The following is a 15,069-nucleotide window of genomic DNA, read 5'->3' as shown; positions in this document are numbered from 1 at the left end:
GGCCGCGTTTGCGGCCTTTTTTTATGGCATGAAGCGATAGCCGATGCCGGTTTCTGTCAGCAGGTGCGTCGGCTGGGTGGGGTTGGCTTCCAGCTTTTGCCGCAGGTGTCCCATATAGATGCGCAGATAATGGCTGTGTTCCACGGCGTTGGGTCCCCACACCTGGTTAAGCAACTGGCGCTGGGTCAGTACTTTGCCAGCGTTATTCAGCAGCAGGCTGAGCAGGCGAAATTCGGTCGGCGTCAGATGCACCTCTTCGCCGCTGCGCAGCACGCGCCGCGCGGCGAGATCAACGCTCACTTCGCCAAACTGCACCAGCGGCTCCGGCTGGCTGCGCTGATGACGACGCAGCGCCACGCGCACGCGCGCCAGCAGTTCGCCGATGCCAAACGGCTTGGTGAGATAGTCGTCAGCGCCGGCATCCAGCGCCTCTATTTTATCCTGCTCATCGCTGCGCGCCGACAGCACAATCACCGGCATGCTGCTCCACTGCCGCACTTCGCGGATGAAGGCATTGCCATCGCCGTCCGGTAAACCGAGATCGAGAATCACCAAATCCGGTTTGCGCGTAGCCGCTTCAATCAGGCCGCGCTGCAGCTGCTCCGCTTCCACAATCTTCAGGCCTTCGCTCTCCAGCGCCAGGCGCACGAAACGGCGAATCTCCTTTTCATCTTCGACAATCAAGATGGTCGTCACGCTGACTCCTGCGGCAAATAAGGTTAACGCATTACTTTAACAATAAACCGCGACGGCGTCCGTCACGATCTCAGTAACTCGCCGTGATCCGAAATTTTACAAAAATGTAACTTCCTTTCATTCCGGCCAGGAAATGACTGAAAAAAGATCAAAATAGTGGTCGGATGAGTAGTAAAATTACACAACCAGGCGTAATATCTGATGCAGATCACATTTCAAAGCAAAATTTACCACGAGGAGGCATTGATGTATCAGGCATATCCACTCGCCAAAATTGTGCTGCGCCGTGTGCTGGTGGTATTGATTGGCGTACTGGCGCTGCCAGTGATGCTGTTCCGCCAAGATCGCGCGCGCTTCTACAGTTATCTGCACCGCATGTGGTGCAAAACCAGCACCAAACCGGTCTGGCTGGCGCAATCGGAAGCGGCAGGCGGTATCTACTGGTAACCCCCGGCTTCGCGGTGATAACCCGGTGACCTCGCTCGAGGCACCGGGTTTTTTTATCTTAAAGTGGTGCGACAAACGCATTGTCCCGCTGTTATCTCGCGGCATTTCAGCTACACTTAAACCTCTACAAGATTTTGGGGGTTGTACAAGTATGAGCGAGAAAATTCCTGTAGGTATCAGTGCCTGCCTGCTCGGGGATAGCGTCCGATTCGATGGCGGCCACAAGCGTTTTGCCTTTGCAACTGACGAGCTCGCGCCATTTGTGCGCTTCGAACCTGTCTGCCCGGAAATGGCCATCGGTCTGCCGACGCCGCGCCCGGCGCTGCGGCTGGTCAAACAGAGCGACGATCAGATCCACCTGTGTTTCAGTAAAGACGGCGGGGAAGAGCTGACCGACGACATGGCCCGCTGGTCTGCGGAGCGCGTTAAATCGCTGCACCATCTGTGCGGCTACATCCTGTGTGCCAAATCGCCGAGCTGCGGACTGGAGCGCGTGCGCGTCTACGAGCCTGACACTAACAACAATCGCAAAGCCGGCACCGGCATGTTCACCTCGTTCCTGCAGAAAGAGCTACCGTGGCTGCCGCTGGAAGAGGATGGACGCCTGCACGATGATGCGATCCGCGAAAACTTTATGGGGCGCGTCTATGCGCTGCATGAGTTCAACGAAATGTGGCGCAGCGGGCTGACGCGCCACAAGCTGATTGCCTTCCACAGTCGCTACAAACTGCTGCTGCTGTCGCATGCGCAGGATGAGTACCGCGAGATGGGGCGGTTTGTCGCGGCAATGGAACAGTGGGAGTCACTGGATGCGTACGCCTTTGAATACCGTAACCGTCTGATGCACCTGATGTCGCACCAGGCGTCGCGTCGTAATCACACCAATGTCCTGATGCATGTACAGGGCTATTTCCGGCCGAAGCTGAGTTCACCGCAGCGTCAGGAGCTGGCGCAGCTGATTGATCGTTACCGTCGCGGTGTGCAGCCGTTGCTGGCCCCCATCACCATGCTGAAACATTACATGGCAGAGTTCCCGCACCCGTGGCTGGCGCAGCAGCGTTATTTCGATCCCTACCCGGAAGCGCTGCGTCTGCGCTACGGCCAGTAAACACGGAGCGTTATGAGCACTCATTTAGTCTGGCTGCGTAACGATTTGCGCATGAATGATAACAGCGCACTGGCCGCGGCCTGCCGCGACAGTCAGGCCGAGGTGCTGGCGCTGTTCATCGCCACGCCCGGCCAGTGGCAGCAACACAGCGTGGCCCCCAAACAGGCGGCTTTTATCCATCAAAACCTGTGCCTGCTGCAGCAGTCGCTGGCAGAACGCGGTATTAAGCTGCACTTTCATCAGTGCGATGACTTCGCCGCGTCGGTCGACTATCTGGCGACCTTCTGCCAGCAGCACAAGGTGGATGCGCTGTTTTACAACTATCAGTATGAATTCAATGAGCGCCAGCGCGATGCTGCGGTTGAAAAGCAGCTCGATCAGCAGGGCGTGGTGTGCCAGGGATTCGATGACAGCCTGCTGTTACCGCCGGGCAGCGTTCAGACCGGCAGCAACAGCATGTTCAAAGTGTTCACGCCGTTCAGCAAAGCGTTTATCCGGCGTCTGCAACAGGGGCTGCCAGAGTGCCACCACGCACCGAAAGCGCGCGCCGGGGCACCCGTGGCCGCCGGCAAAAAAATAGCGGCATTCGATTATCCTGTGGAAAAATTCGACGAAACCTGGTTTCCCGCCGGAGAAGAGGCGGCGCTGAAGCAGCTGCGCCAGTTTGCCCAGCAGCGGGTGGAAAAATATGACCAGCAGCGCGACATACCGGCGATTGACGGCACCAGCCGCCTGTCGCCGTATCTGGCGATTGGTGTGCTGTCGCCGCGTCAGTGCCTGCATCGCATTCTGAAGGAGCATCCGCAGGCGCTGAACAACGGCAGCGCGCTGGTGTGGCTGAATGAACTGGTCTGGCGCGAATTTTATCGCCACCTGATGGTGGCCTTTCCGGCGCTGTGTAAGCATCAGCCGTTTGTCGACTGGACGCGCAACGTCAGCTGGCAACAGAATGAGCAACACCTTACCGCCTGGCAGCAGGGCAAAACCGGTTATCCGATTGTCGACGCAGCGATGCGCCAGCTCAATACGCTGGGCTGGATGCACAACCGGTTACGCATGATCACCGCCAGCTTTCTGGTGAAAGATCTGCTGATTGACTGGCGCGAGGGTGAACGCTATTTCATGCAGCAGCTGATTGACGGCGATCTGGCGGCCAATAACGGTGGCTGGCAGTGGGCCGCGTCGACCGGCACCGACGCCGCGCCTTACTTCCGCATCTTCAACCCGACGACCCAGGGCGAGCGCTTTGATAAGCAGGGCGAGTTTATCCGCCGGTGGTTGCCGGAGCTGCAAGACGTGCCGGACAGCGCCATCCATCAACCGCACGCCTGGGCAGAGAAAAATAACAAGAAACTCGATTATCCGGCGCCAATCGTGGAACATAAGGCGGCACGTAAAAAGACATTAGACGCCTTCGAGCGCGCGCGCAGCGCAGCCTGAGGCGGTCACGGAGCCGTTATGAACAATTTCGAGTTAGAACAGATCGTCAATCAGCAACTCAACACCAGTGCCTTCAGCGACTATGCGCCCAACGGTTTGCAGGTTGAGGGGCGTGAGCAGGTGCGCCGCGTAATAACCGGCGTGACGGCCTGTCAGGCGCTGCTGGATGAGGCGGTAAAACGCCAGGCCGATGCGATACTGGTGCATCATGGCTACTTCTGGAAGAGCGAAGCGCCGGTGATTAAAGGAATGAAACGCCAGCGTCTGCGCACGCTGCTGGCCAATGACATCAACCTGTACGGCTGGCACCTGCCGCTCGATGCTCACCCACAGCTCGGCAACAACGCCCAGCTGGCCACGCTGTTTGATATCGACGTCAAAGGTGAAATTCAGCCGCTGGTGCCCTGGGGCGAGCTGGCTGAGCCGCTAAGCGGTCCGGCGCTGGCGGAAAAGATCGCGGCGCGCCTCGGCCGCCAGCCGCTGCACTGCGGTGATAACGCCCCGGCGCTGATTCGCCGGGTGGCATGGTGCAGCGGTGGCGGCCAGGGCTTTATCGATGCGGCCGCCGCCTTTGGCGTTGACGCCTTTATCAGCGGTGAAGTTTCTGAGCAGACCATCCACAGCGCCCGGGAACAGGGGCTGCATTTCTTTGCTGCCGGGCATCACGCCACCGAACGCGGCGGCATCAAAGCGCTCGGTGAGTGGCTCGCCAGCCAGCATGGTCTGGATGTGACTTTTATCGATATCGACAACCCCGCCTGACCGCCTCGCTTATGCGCCCGGAAAACACGTGCCGGGCGCAAATCAGTTGACACATCTCCTTCACTTTCGCATAACTTATTGACTTTTCGCATAAGCGAATGCCCTCAGGCGCGCCGTCACTGCGGTCACGGCGCGTTTTATTAATGACCGGGAGGTGGGTTTTGCAACGAGCACGTTGTTATCTGCTGGGTGAGCGGGCGGTGGTACTGGAGCTGGAACCGCCGGTTTCGCTCGTCAGCCAGCAGCGCATCTGGGGATTGTGCCAGCGGCTGCAGCAGAATGAGCAGATCGCGGAAGTGATTCCGGGCATGAATAACCTGACGCTGCTGCTGCGCGATCCGCAGCTGAAAGCGCTGGATGCCATCGAGCGTTTGCAGCGCTGGTGGGAAGAGAGCGAGGTGCTGCTGGCCGAGCCGCGTCAGGTTGAGATTCCGGTGGTGTATGGCGGCGCGGGCGGTCCGGATCTGGCGGAGGTCGCCCGTGCGGCGGATCTGACCTCGCAACAGGTGGTGGAGCTGCACAGCAGCGCGGATTACGTGGTCTATTTCATTGGCTTTCAGCCGGGTTTCCCTTATCTCGGCGGGCTGGATGAGCGGCTGCACACGCCGCGTCGCGCCGAGCCCCGGCTGGTGGTGCCTGGCGGTTCGGTGGGCATTGGCGGCAGCCAGACCGGTATCTATCCGCTGGCCGCGCCCGGTGGCTGGCAGCTGATTGGCCACACGCCGCTTAGCCTGTTCGATCCACAACAGCAGCCGCCGACGCTGTTGCGTCCCGGCGACAGCGTCCGCTTCGTGCCACAACGGGAGGGCGTATGTTAAAAATTTTGCGTGCCGGATTAATGACCTCGGTGCAGGATCGCGGCCGCCACGGCTGGCGGCAATACGGCATCAGCCTGAGCGGCGCACTGGATGAGCCTTCAATGCGCACGGCCAATATGCTGGTCGGCAACGCCGAAAACAGCGCGGTGCTGGAGATTGTGCTCGGCCAGTTCAAAGCGGAGTTTCGTCGCGACGGCTGGTTTGCGCTGACCGGTGCCAGCTGCGGCGCCGAACTGGATGGCCAGCCAGTGTGGACCGGCTGGCGTCTGCCGGTGAAAAAAGGCCAGGTGCTGAGTCTGTCCATGCCTACGCGCGGTATGCGCAGCTATCTGGCGGTGAACGGCGGTTTTGCCATCGACGCCATGCTGGGCTCACACAGCACCGATCTCAAAGCGGCCTTTGGCGGCTGGCAGGGGCGTAAACTGCAGGATGGCGATCAGCTGCCGCTGGGCAAGCCGACGCGCCGCTTCAGCCATCAGGCTGGCGTACGGCAGCTGCTGTGGGGCAACCGCATCCGCGCACTGCCGGGGCCGGAGTACAATGAATTTACCCACGACGCGCAGGACGCATTCTGGCGTAACCCGTGGCAGCTCAGCCCGCAAAGTAACCGCATGGGCTACCGGCTGCAGGGCAGTCCACTGCAGCGCAGTGTCGCACGTGAACTGCTGTCGCACGGCCTGGTGCCGGGTGTGGTGCAGGTGCCGCCGAACGGTCAGCCGATTGTGCTGATGGCCGATGCGCAAACCACCGGCGGCTATCCGCGTATTGCCTGCGTCATCGAAGCCGATCTCTATCAGCTGGCGCAGATTCGTCTGGGAGAACCGATTCACTTCATCCGCTGCACGCTGGAGGAGGCGCTGCTGGCCAAACAGCAGCAGCAACGTTCGCTTGATCAGATAGCCTGGGGGCTTGCTCATGAAGATCGATCTTAACGCCGACCTCGGTGAAGGCAGTGCCAGCGATCGGGCCCTGCTGGAGCTGGTGAGCTCGGCCAACATCGCCTGCGGTTTCCATGCCGGCGATGCCGAAACCATGCTGCAGTCGGTGCGCTGGGCCAGCGCCAATGGCGTGGCGATTGGTGCGCATCCGAGCTTTCCCGACCGGGAAAATTTTGGCCGGACCGCCATGCAGCTGCCGCCGGAAACCGTTTACGCGCAGGTAATTTACCAGATTGGTGCCCTGAAAAGCCTTGCCGAAAGTGAAGGGGCGAAGCTGGTGCACGTGAAGCCGCACGGCATGCTGTATAACCAGGCGGCGTCAGATGCAGTGCTGGCAGATGCGATTGCGCGCGCGGTGAAAGCCGTCGATCCGGCGCTGATTCTGGTTGGCCTGGCGGGCAGCGCCTCAATTGCCGCCGCCGCGCATTATGGTCTGCGTACGCGCGAAGAAGTGTTTGCTGACCGCGGCTATCTGGCCAGTGGCGCGCTGGTGCCGCGCAGCCAGCCGGGGGCGTTAATCGAAGAGGCTGAGCAGGCGCTGGCGCAGACGCTCACCATGGTGCAGCAGCGTCAGGTGCGCAGCGTCAGCGGCGAATGGGTGGCGGTGAATGCGCAGACGGTCTGTCTGCACGGCGATGGCGCCCATGCGCTGGAATTCGCCCGCACGCTGCGCGCCGCTTTTGCGACAAATCAGATTGCTGTCACCAGCGCCTGATCATTGACTGTTAGCCCGGCCTGTTGCCGGGCTTTTTATTTCTGACGAGGGGAAAACATGGATAACGTGGTCAATCTCTGGCCGTTACTTGGCATTGCCGCGATTGTGCTCGGCTTTGTGCTGCGCTTCAACCCGGTGCTGGTGGTGATTGTTGCCGGTTTTGTCACCGGGCTGGCGGCGCATATGCCGCTCGGCGATATTCTGGAGAAGCTCGGTTCCGGCTTTCTCAATACCCGTAATCTGCCGCTGATCCTGCTGTTACCGCTGGCGGTCATCGGATTGCTGGAGCGCCACGGTTTAAAAGAGCGTGCGCAGACGTGGATCGCCCGGATCAAAACCGCCACCGCCGGCCGTTTACTGATCGTCTATCTGTTCGTGCGTGAACTGACTGCGGCGCTGGGGCTGACCAGCCTGGGCGGGCATCCGCAGATGGTGCGTCCGCTGCTGGCGCCGATGGCCGAAGGTGCCACTGAAAACCGTTACGGCAGCGTATCACCGGAGATTCGTCAGCGGCTGCGCGCGATGTCGGCGGCTACCGATAACGTCGGGCTGTTCTTCGGTGAAGACATTTTCGTGGCCTTCGGCGCGATCATATTTATGCACAACTTTATGCAGGAGTCGGCGGGCATCAGCACCGAGCCGTTGCACATCGCGCTGTGGGGCATTCCGACGGCGCTGTGTGCGTTCCTGATTCATGCTGCGCGACTGGTGCGGCTCGACCGGCAGCTGTCGCGTGAGCTGGGCGCCCTCAACCAGCAGGCGCTGCGCGCAAAAGGAGGTGAGTGATGTTTCAGCAACAGTATCTGATGTGGTTGGCCGGGGCGATCCTGCTGATTGTCGCGCTGCTGTCATGGCGCGATAGCGCCAACCCGCGCCGTTTTACCACCGGTTTATTCTGGGCGCTGTACGGTGTGATTTTCCTGATTGGCGACGGTGCTTATCAACTGATGGGGCAGTGGGCCGGTGATGCGGAGCTGGGACGTCGCTGGTTGCATATTGCGGTGGGCGCGGCGGTGGTGGTCATGGCGCTGATTGCCGGGTTCGGCGGCGTGCGCCTCGGTCGCTATCATCAGCGCAGCGATGAACAGAAGCAGCAGAGCGCGCAGCGTCTCGGCAATAAGCTGTTCCTGCCGGCGCTGGCAATTCCGCTGGTGACGGTTATTGGCGTGCTGGCGTTCAATCATATTCCCGGTCTGCAGGAAAGAGTGTTTGGCCCGGGCAATCATTCGACGCTGGTCACGCTGTTTTCGATGATGATTGGCTGCGTGCTGGGCTGGCTAATTGCGCTGAAGTTTACCCACGAGAAGCCGCTGCAGTCGATGCAGGAGACGCGGCGCTTACTGGATGCGGTTGGCTGGGCATTTATCCTGCCACAGATCCTCGCCACGCTCGGCCTGCTGTTTACCAGCGCTGGCGTCGGCACGGCGATTTCACATCTGACCGAACACTATCTGGCGGTGGATAACCGGCTGATTGCGGTGGCGGTGTATGCGCTGGGCATGGCGCTGCTGACCATGGTGATGGGCAATGCGTTTGCGGCGTTCCCGATTGTCACCGCCGGCATCGGTATTCCGATTCTGGTGCTGCAGCACGGTGGCAATCCGGCGGTGATGGCGGCGATCGGCATGTTCTGCGGGTACTGCGGCACGCTGATGACGCCGATGGCTGCCAACTTCAATATTGTTCCGGCACGTTTACTGGAGCTGCCGGACCGTAACGCGGTGATCAAGGCTCAGGTGCCCACCGGTGTGCTACTGTTACTGGTAAATATTTTCCTGCTTTATTTCCTGATGTTCCTGTGAGGTTGCGATGAAAACGGTGTTAATGACGGCGTTCGAGCCGTTTGGCGGCGAGCGCATTAATCCGTCGTGGGAAGCGGTACGCAGCTTTGATGGTCGGGAGTTCGGCGGCGCGCGGATTGTGGTGCGCCAGCTGCCGGTGGTATTCGCCCGCTGCGGCCAGGTGCTGACCGCTGCGCTGGAAGAGCTGCAGCCGCACCGCGTGCTGTGCGTCGGCCAGGCTGGCGGGCGCAGCGATATCAGCGTAGAGCGCGTGGCGATTAATGTGAACGATGCGCGCATTCCGGATAACGACCAGCAGCAGCCGATCGATCAGCCGATTGTCGCCGGGGGACCGGCGGCCTATTTCTCTACGCTGCCGATCAAAGCGATGGTCGCGGCACTGCGCGAAGTGGGGATTCCGGCTTCGGTGTCGCAAACCGCCGGGACGTTTACCTGCAATAACGTCATGTATCACCTGCTGCACTGGCTGCAGACCACAGGCAGCGCAGCACGCGGCGGTTTCGTGCATATTCCTTATATGCCGCAGCAGGCGGCGCAGCATCCTGGTGCACCGAGTATGTCGACCGCCAGTGTGATTCAGGCGCTGGAAACGTCGCTGCAGGTGATTCTCAGCACTGAGAAAGACATACGCGAAGTGGGCGGCGCAACCCATTAATCAGGAGCGGTTATGCCAGAGGGACCGGAGATCCGCCGCGCGGCGGATCAACTTGCAGCGGCAATGGTGGGCAAACCTCTGACCGAGGTGTGGTTTGCTTTTCCGGCGCTGAAGACCTACGAACCGGCGCTGATGGGGGAAACCATCGATGCCTTTGAAACGCGCGGCAAGGCACTGCTGACGCATTTCTCTAACGGACTGACGCTGTACAGCCATAATCAGCTGTACGGCGTGTGGCGTGTGGTGCCGAGCGGGACTGAACCCAATACTTCGCGCCAGCTGCGCGTGCGGCTGGGTAATGCCGACCGGGCAATTTTGCTGTATAGCGCTTCGGATATTGAGCTGCTGAACGCAGATACGCTCGGCGCGCATCCGTTTTTGCAACGCGTCGGACCGGACGTACTGGACGCTACGCTGACGGTGGAAGAGGTGCGCGAGCGACTGCTGTCGCCGCGTTTTCGTCGCCGCCAGTTCAGCGGTTTGCTGCTGGATCAGGCATTTCTCGCCGGGCTCGGCAACTATCTGCGCGTCGAGATTTTGTGGCACGCCGGTTTGCTGGCGCAGCATCGTGCACAGGATTTGAACGACCAGCAGCTGGATGCCCTGAGCTACGCCATGCTGGCGGTGCCACGTTTGTCCTATCAGATGCGTGGCAGCATGAAGAAGTATCACGAAGAGGCCGCGTTTCGTTTCGAGGTGTTTCACCGTCAGGGCAAAAAGTGCCGGCGCTGCGGCACCGTTATTGAGAAGGGCGTACTGTCATCACGACCGTTTTACTGGTGTCCGGGCTGTCAGCATTGAGTTTTGGTCATCATTAGAAAAGGCGCGGGACAGACCATCCCCGCATCGTCTCCCGGCAAACTGCACCAGAGCTAATGCACTGACTGGCTGAGCCCCGGGACAGGCAATTCGCAGCGCTGAACAGCATGAGGAAGTCAGGATGAGACCGCATGGATGCGGGCGAAAGCCGGAGCCGGGACAGGATGTCCCGTCGACGGCGGTCCGTCAGACTGACGAGGGATGTGAAGGTACCGCGTCAGCGGCGCGAGGACGCCTGAAACGGGGCTCAGCCAGGCAGGGCTCGGCACGATGCGCCCCAAACTTTCGCCGTGTACTAAAAAAGAAAAGGGCGGGATAACCCGCCCTGATTGTTATTTTTTCAGCGCCGAGCTGAATTCGCGCTCGGTGTAACCGGTGTAGAGCTGACGTGGGCGGGCAATCTTCATGCCTTCGTCGTGCATCTCTTTCCAGTGCGCAATCCAGCCAACGGTACGCGCCATCGCAAAGATCACGGTAAACATTGATGACGGAATGCCCATCGCTTTCAGAATGATGCCGGAATAGAAATCGACGTTCGGATAGAGTTTGCGCTCGATGAAGTACGGGTCGTTCAGCGCGATGTGCTCCAGCTCCATCGCCACTTCCAGCAGGTCGTCCTTCATGCCCAGTTCGTTCAGCACTTCATGACAGGTTTCACGCATCACGGTCGCGCGCGGGTCATAGTTCTTATACACACGGTGACCGAAGCCCATCAGACGGAACGAATCGTTCTTATCTTTGGCGCGACGCACGAATTCCGGGATGTGATCCACGGTGCTGATCTCTTCCAGCATACGCAGCGTGGCTTCGTTGGCACCACCGTGCGCAGGTCCCCACAGCGAGGCGATACCGGCGGCGATACAGGCAAACGGGTTGGCACCGGAAGAACCGGCGGTACGCACGGTAGAGGTTGATGCGTTCTGTTCGTGGTCAGCGTGCAGGATCAGGATACGGTCCATGGCGCGTTCCAGCACCGGGTTCACTTTGTACTCTTCACACGGCGTAGCAAACATCATATGCAGGAAGTTACCGGCATAGGAGAGGTCGTTACGCGGATACACAAACGGCTGGCCGATGGAGTATTTGTAACACATCGCGGCCATGGTCGGCATTTTTGACAGCAGGCGGAAGGCGGCGATTTCACGGTGACGTTCAATATTCACGTCTAATGAATCGTGATAGAAGGCGGCCAGCGCGCCGGTCACGCCGCACATCACCGCCATCGGGTGTGAATCACGACGGAAGCCGTGGAACAGGCGGGTGATCTGCTCGTGAATCATGGTGTGACGGGTTACGGTAGTGCGGAACTCGTCGTACTGCGCCTGAGTAGGGGCTTCGCCGTTCAGCAGGATGTAGCACACTTCCAGATAGTTGGAGTGGGTAGCCAGCTGATCGATAGGGAAACCGCGATGTAACAAAATCCCTTCATCACCATCAATAAAGGTAATTTTTGATTCGCAGGACGCCGTAGAGGTAAAACCGGGGTCGAAGGTGAACAGGCCTTTTGAGCCAAGGGCGCGGACATCAACAACATCCTGTCCCAGCGTGCCTTGCATCACATCCAGTTCCACGGAGTTGTTATCTTGTAGGGTTAGCGTCACTTTTTTATCTGTCATTTTTCGTCTCCATAGCGCCTTAGTAGGTAAGGATCTTAGACACCAGAACAGTCATCATGTTGCGTTTACCCGCTGTATTTTCGGGCCGCCGCTACACTGGCTGCGCGCGCGCAGTGCGGTCATTTACTTGCGTAAACGCCCATCATTTGCACGCTTACTGCCTTGTTGCAACCCGCACCACTTAGGCTAAAACAGAATCTTCACAGCATCACTCAGCGGTAACGTTCATGCTGCAAGGTTACGGAGCGAAATGTGTAAAGCCAATCGGTGGTGTCCGGGCATGACGCGCTGCACATCGTGGATGTTAAAGATCCTGTCACGACATAACTTCTTGGTAACCAATAACCTGACGGTTTGTGTTGCTCGTAAAGGCAATGTTACATAACTTGAGCTTAGGGGAAAGTGTATCCCCATAACTTTTATGCATCATAGGGTTTTAGTGCGTTCGTTTGTAACTGAAATGTTGATCTATTGTCAAATCAGATAATTAAAAATGTATAAATTGTGAAATACGTGAGGCGGATCACTGTTCAGCTTAAATGTGACCAAAGAGATTGTAGGGGAATTGTAATCAGAATGTGATCCTCCTATACTGCCGCCAGGTCTCCGGAATACCCTGACACCAGGAGCCACCCAGCGTTTTACCCGCTTCACTTAACACTGGATGTTGCTATTTTGGTGGCGGTTGCAGTCCGAACACGCACTGTGCTCTTCTGTAACTCAGGACCGGAGGAAGCAAAATAAAAAAGAGCTGTGTGGGCAAAACCGTGAAAAAACAAAGACCTGTTAACTTGGATCTCTCGACGATCCGGTTTCCCGTTACTGCAATATCGTCCATTCTCCACCGCGTCTCCGGCGTGATTACCTTTGTCGCTCTCGGAATTCTGCTCTGGTTACTGGGTCTCTCCCTCTCTTCTCCGGAAGGTTTCCAGCAAGCGGCATCCATCATGGATAGCTTCTTCGCCAAATTCATCATGTGGGGCATTCTGACCGCGCTGGCATATCACGCAGCAAGCGGCATTCGTCACATGCTGGCCGACTTCGGTTTTACGGCAGAAACCCTGCAGGTGGGAACCCGTACCGCGCAAGCGGTTTTTGTTATCACTGTCGTGCTCTCAATTCTGGCTGGAGTCCTCGTATGGTAAGCAATGCTTCTGCATTAGGACGCAACGGTATCCATGACTGGCTGTTACTGCGTGCTGCTGCAATCTTAATTACGCTCTACATTCTCTACATCCTCGGTTTTGTCGTGATGACCGGCACGCTGACGTATGACGTCTGGCGCGGCTTTTTCGCTTCCTCCTTTACCAAAGTGTTCACGTTGCTGACGCTGTTCTCGATTCTGGTCCACGGCTGGATTGGCATGTGGCAGGTCCTGACCGACTACGTGAAACCGCTGGCAACGCGTCTGGTGTTGCAACTGGTGATTGTGGTCGCGCTGTTGTCGTATGCAATTTATGGAACTGTTGTGGTGTGGGGTGTGTAAATGAGTTTGCCAGTCAGAGAATTTGATGCCGTGGTGATCGGCGCAGGTGGTGCGGGTATGCGCGCCGCGCTGCAAATCTCCCAATCGGGCCAGAGCTGTGCTCTGTTATCCAAAGTGTTCCCAACCCGTTCCCACACCGTATCGGCGCAGGGCGGGATTACCGTGGCGCTGGGTAACTCCCACGAAGATAACTGGGAATGGCACATGTACGATACCGTCAAAGGCTCCGATTACATCGGTGACCAGGACGCGATCGAATATATGTGTAAAACCGGTCCGGAAGCGATTCTGGAGCTGGAGCACATGGGCCTGCCATTCTCCCGTCTTGATGACGGCCGCGTTTATCAGCGTCCGTTTGGTGGTCAGTCGAAAAACTTCGGTGGTGAGCAGGCGGCGCGTACCGCTGCTGCTGCCGACCGTACCGGCCACGCCCTTCTGCATACGCTGTATCAGCAGAACCTGAAAAACAAAACCACCATCTTCTCCGAGTGGTATGCACTGGATCTGGTGAAAAACGCTGACGGTGCGATCGTCGGCTGTACCGCCATCTGCATCGAAACCGGTGAAACAGTCTACTTCAAAGCCAAAGCCACTATCCTCGCGACCGGCGGTGCTGGCCGTATCTATCAGTCCACCACCAACGCCCACATCAACACCGGCGACGGCGTCGGCATGGCGCTGCGTGCCGGCGTGCCAATGCAGGATATGGAGATGTGGCAGTTCCACCCAACCGGCATCGCGGGTGCGGGTGTGCTGGTGACCGAAGGCTGCCGTGGTGAAGGTGGCTATCTGCTGAACAAGCATGGCGAGCGTTTCATGGAGCGCTACGCGCCGAACGCTAAAGATCTGGCGGGCCGTGATGTGGTGGCGCGTTCAATGATGGTGGAAATTCGTGAAGGTCGCGGCTGCGACGGCCCGTGGGGTCCGCACATCAAACTGAAACTCGACCATCTGGGCGCTGAAGTGCTGGAATCCCGTCTGCCGGGCATCCTCGAACTGTCGCGCACCTTTGCTCACGTCGACCCGATTAAAGAACCGATTCCGGTTATCCCGACCTGCCACTACATGATGGGCGGCGTGCCGACCCGCGTGACCGGTCAGGCGCTGCGCGTTAACGAGCAGGGTGAAGATGAAGTGATTCCGGGCCTGTTCGCGGTAGGCGAAATTGCCTGCGTATCGGTACATGGCGCAAACCGTCTTGGCGGCAACTCGCTGCTCGACCTGGTGGTATTCGGCCGCGCGGCCGGTGTTCATCTGATGGAGTGCATCGCTGAGCAGGGCGAACTGCGCGACGCCACCGAAGATGAAATCGACGCGGCGATGGCCCGCTTCAACCGCTGGGAAAACAACACCACCGGTGAAGACCCGGTTGAAATCCGCAAGGCGCTGCAGCGCTGCATGCAGAACAACTTCTCGGTATTCCGCGAAGGGGATGCGATGCGTGAAGGCCTGGCCGAACTGAAAGAGATTCGTGAGCGCCTGAAAAACGCGCGTCTCGATGACCGTTCACCGGACTTCAACACCCAGCGTATCGAATGCCTTGAGCTGGATAACCTGATGGAAACCGCTTACGCAACCGCGGTAGCGGCCAACTTCCGCACCGAAAGCCGTGGCGCTCACAGCCGCTTCGACTACCCGGAGCGTGATGATGCCAACTGGCTGTGCCACAGCCTCTATGTTCCGCAAACGGAAAGCATGACGCGCCGTGAGGTGAACATGCAACCGAAACTGCGTGCGGCCTTCCCGCCGAAAGCGCGTACTTACTAA

The 15,069-nt window shown here is 58.7% G+C and carries 16 protein-coding genes; 14 read left to right on the top strand and 2 right to left on the bottom strand.

Features of this window, described 5'->3' with window-relative positions:
• Positions 1 to 21 precede the first annotated feature (21 nt).
• Positions 22 to 696, bottom strand: a complete 675-nt coding sequence (gene kdpE / locus OXR61_RS05220; RefSeq protein ID WP_021508554.1) for a two-component system response regulator KdpE — start codon at positions 694 to 696, stop codon at positions 22 to 24.
• A gap of 246 nt (positions 697 to 942) precedes the next feature.
• Here kdpE and OXR61_RS05215 point away from each other — a divergent pair, with 246 nt between their 5' ends.
• The 11 genes from OXR61_RS05215 (at position 943) to nei (ending at position 10,182) form a co-directional block, all read left to right on the top strand.
• Positions 943 to 1,143, top strand: coding sequence for a YbfA family protein (locus OXR61_RS05215; protein WP_031279882.1), 201 nt, complete (start codon positions 943 to 945; stop codon positions 1,141 to 1,143).
• 151 nt (positions 1,144 to 1,294) lie between these two features.
• Entirely contained in the window at positions 1,295 to 2,251 is a 957-nt protein-coding gene (locus tag OXR61_RS05210) for a 2-thiouracil desulfurase family protein (RefSeq protein WP_021508552.1), read from the top strand.
• Between the two features lie 12 nt (positions 2,252 to 2,263).
• Complete coding sequence (gene phrB, locus OXR61_RS05205) at positions 2,264 to 3,691, top strand: deoxyribodipyrimidine photo-lyase (protein ID WP_021508551.1); 1,428 nt, start codon at positions 2,264 to 2,266, stop codon at positions 3,689 to 3,691.
• Positions 3,692 to 3,709: 18 nt separating this feature from the next.
• Positions 3,710 to 4,453 (top strand): type 2 GTP cyclohydrolase I, encoded by a 744-nt coding sequence (locus tag OXR61_RS05200; protein WP_021508550.1) that lies wholly within the window; start codon positions 3,710 to 3,712, stop codon positions 4,451 to 4,453.
• A gap of 161 nt (positions 4,454 to 4,614) precedes the next feature.
• Complete coding sequence (gene pxpB / locus OXR61_RS05195) at positions 4,615 to 5,271, top strand: 5-oxoprolinase subunit PxpB (protein ID WP_021508549.1); 657 nt, start codon at positions 4,615 to 4,617, stop codon at positions 5,269 to 5,271.
• Positions 5,265 to 6,203 (top strand): 5-oxoprolinase subunit PxpC, encoded by a 939-nt coding sequence (pxpC, locus tag OXR61_RS05190; protein ID WP_021508548.1) that lies wholly within the window; start codon positions 5,265 to 5,267, stop codon positions 6,201 to 6,203. The genes pxpB and pxpC overlap by 7 nt, the downstream gene beginning before the upstream one ends.
• A complete protein-coding gene (gene pxpA / locus OXR61_RS05185; protein WP_021508547.1) occupies positions 6,187 to 6,924 on the top strand; it encodes a 5-oxoprolinase subunit PxpA in 738 nt (245 codons plus the stop codon). The genes pxpC and pxpA overlap by 17 nt, the downstream gene beginning before the upstream one ends.
• 57 nt (positions 6,925 to 6,981) lie before the next feature.
• Entirely contained in the window at positions 6,982 to 7,710 is a 729-nt protein-coding gene (locus OXR61_RS05180) for a DUF969 domain-containing protein (RefSeq protein WP_021508546.1), read from the top strand.
• Positions 7,710 to 8,726, top strand: coding sequence for a DUF979 domain-containing protein (locus tag OXR61_RS05175; protein ID WP_021508545.1), 1,017 nt, complete (start codon positions 7,710 to 7,712; stop codon positions 8,724 to 8,726). The genes OXR61_RS05180 and OXR61_RS05175 overlap by 1 nt, the downstream gene beginning before the upstream one ends.
• A gap of 7 nt (positions 8,727 to 8,733) precedes the next feature.
• Positions 8,734 to 9,381 (top strand): pyroglutamyl-peptidase I, encoded by a 648-nt coding sequence (gene pcp / locus OXR61_RS05170; RefSeq protein ID WP_021508544.1) that lies wholly within the window; start codon positions 8,734 to 8,736, stop codon positions 9,379 to 9,381.
• 12 nt (positions 9,382 to 9,393) lie between these two features.
• Positions 9,394 to 10,182, top strand: coding sequence for an endonuclease VIII (gene nei / locus OXR61_RS05165; protein WP_021508543.1), 789 nt, complete (start codon positions 9,394 to 9,396; stop codon positions 10,180 to 10,182).
• Positions 10,183 to 10,532: 350 nt separating this feature from the next.
• On the opposite strand, the gene OXR61_RS05160 is transcribed toward nei, so the two are convergent.
• Positions 10,533 to 11,816 carry a citrate synthase gene (locus OXR61_RS05160; RefSeq protein ID WP_021508542.1) on the bottom strand — a complete coding sequence of 428 codons (1,284 nt, stop codon included), beginning with the start codon at positions 11,814 to 11,816 and terminating at the stop codon, positions 10,533 to 10,535.
• Between the two features lie 755 nt (positions 11,817 to 12,571).
• On the opposite strand from OXR61_RS05160, the gene sdhC reads away from it, so the two are divergent.
• From sdhC to sdhA, 3 genes are read left to right on the top strand one after another with little or no spacing between them, the layout of a single operon-like run.
• Entirely contained in the window at positions 12,572 to 12,961 is a 390-nt protein-coding gene (gene sdhC / locus OXR61_RS05155; protein ID WP_021508541.1) for a succinate dehydrogenase cytochrome b556 subunit, read from the top strand.
• Positions 12,955 to 13,302, top strand: coding sequence for a succinate dehydrogenase membrane anchor subunit (gene sdhD, locus OXR61_RS05150; RefSeq protein ID WP_021508540.1), 348 nt, complete (start codon positions 12,955 to 12,957; stop codon positions 13,300 to 13,302). The genes sdhC and sdhD overlap by 7 nt, the downstream gene beginning before the upstream one ends.
• Complete coding sequence (gene sdhA / locus OXR61_RS05145) at positions 13,303 to 15,069, top strand: succinate dehydrogenase flavoprotein subunit (RefSeq protein ID WP_021508539.1); 1,767 nt, start codon at positions 13,303 to 13,305, stop codon at positions 15,067 to 15,069.

This window comes from Pantoea sp. GM_Pan_4 (genome assembly GCF_026541005.1).
Lineage (GTDB): Bacteria > Pseudomonadota > Gammaproteobacteria > Enterobacterales > Enterobacteriaceae > Pantoea > Pantoea dispersa.
Note: the sequence above shows the minus strand (reverse complement) of the source record. Positions and strands in the feature narration are given on the sequence as shown.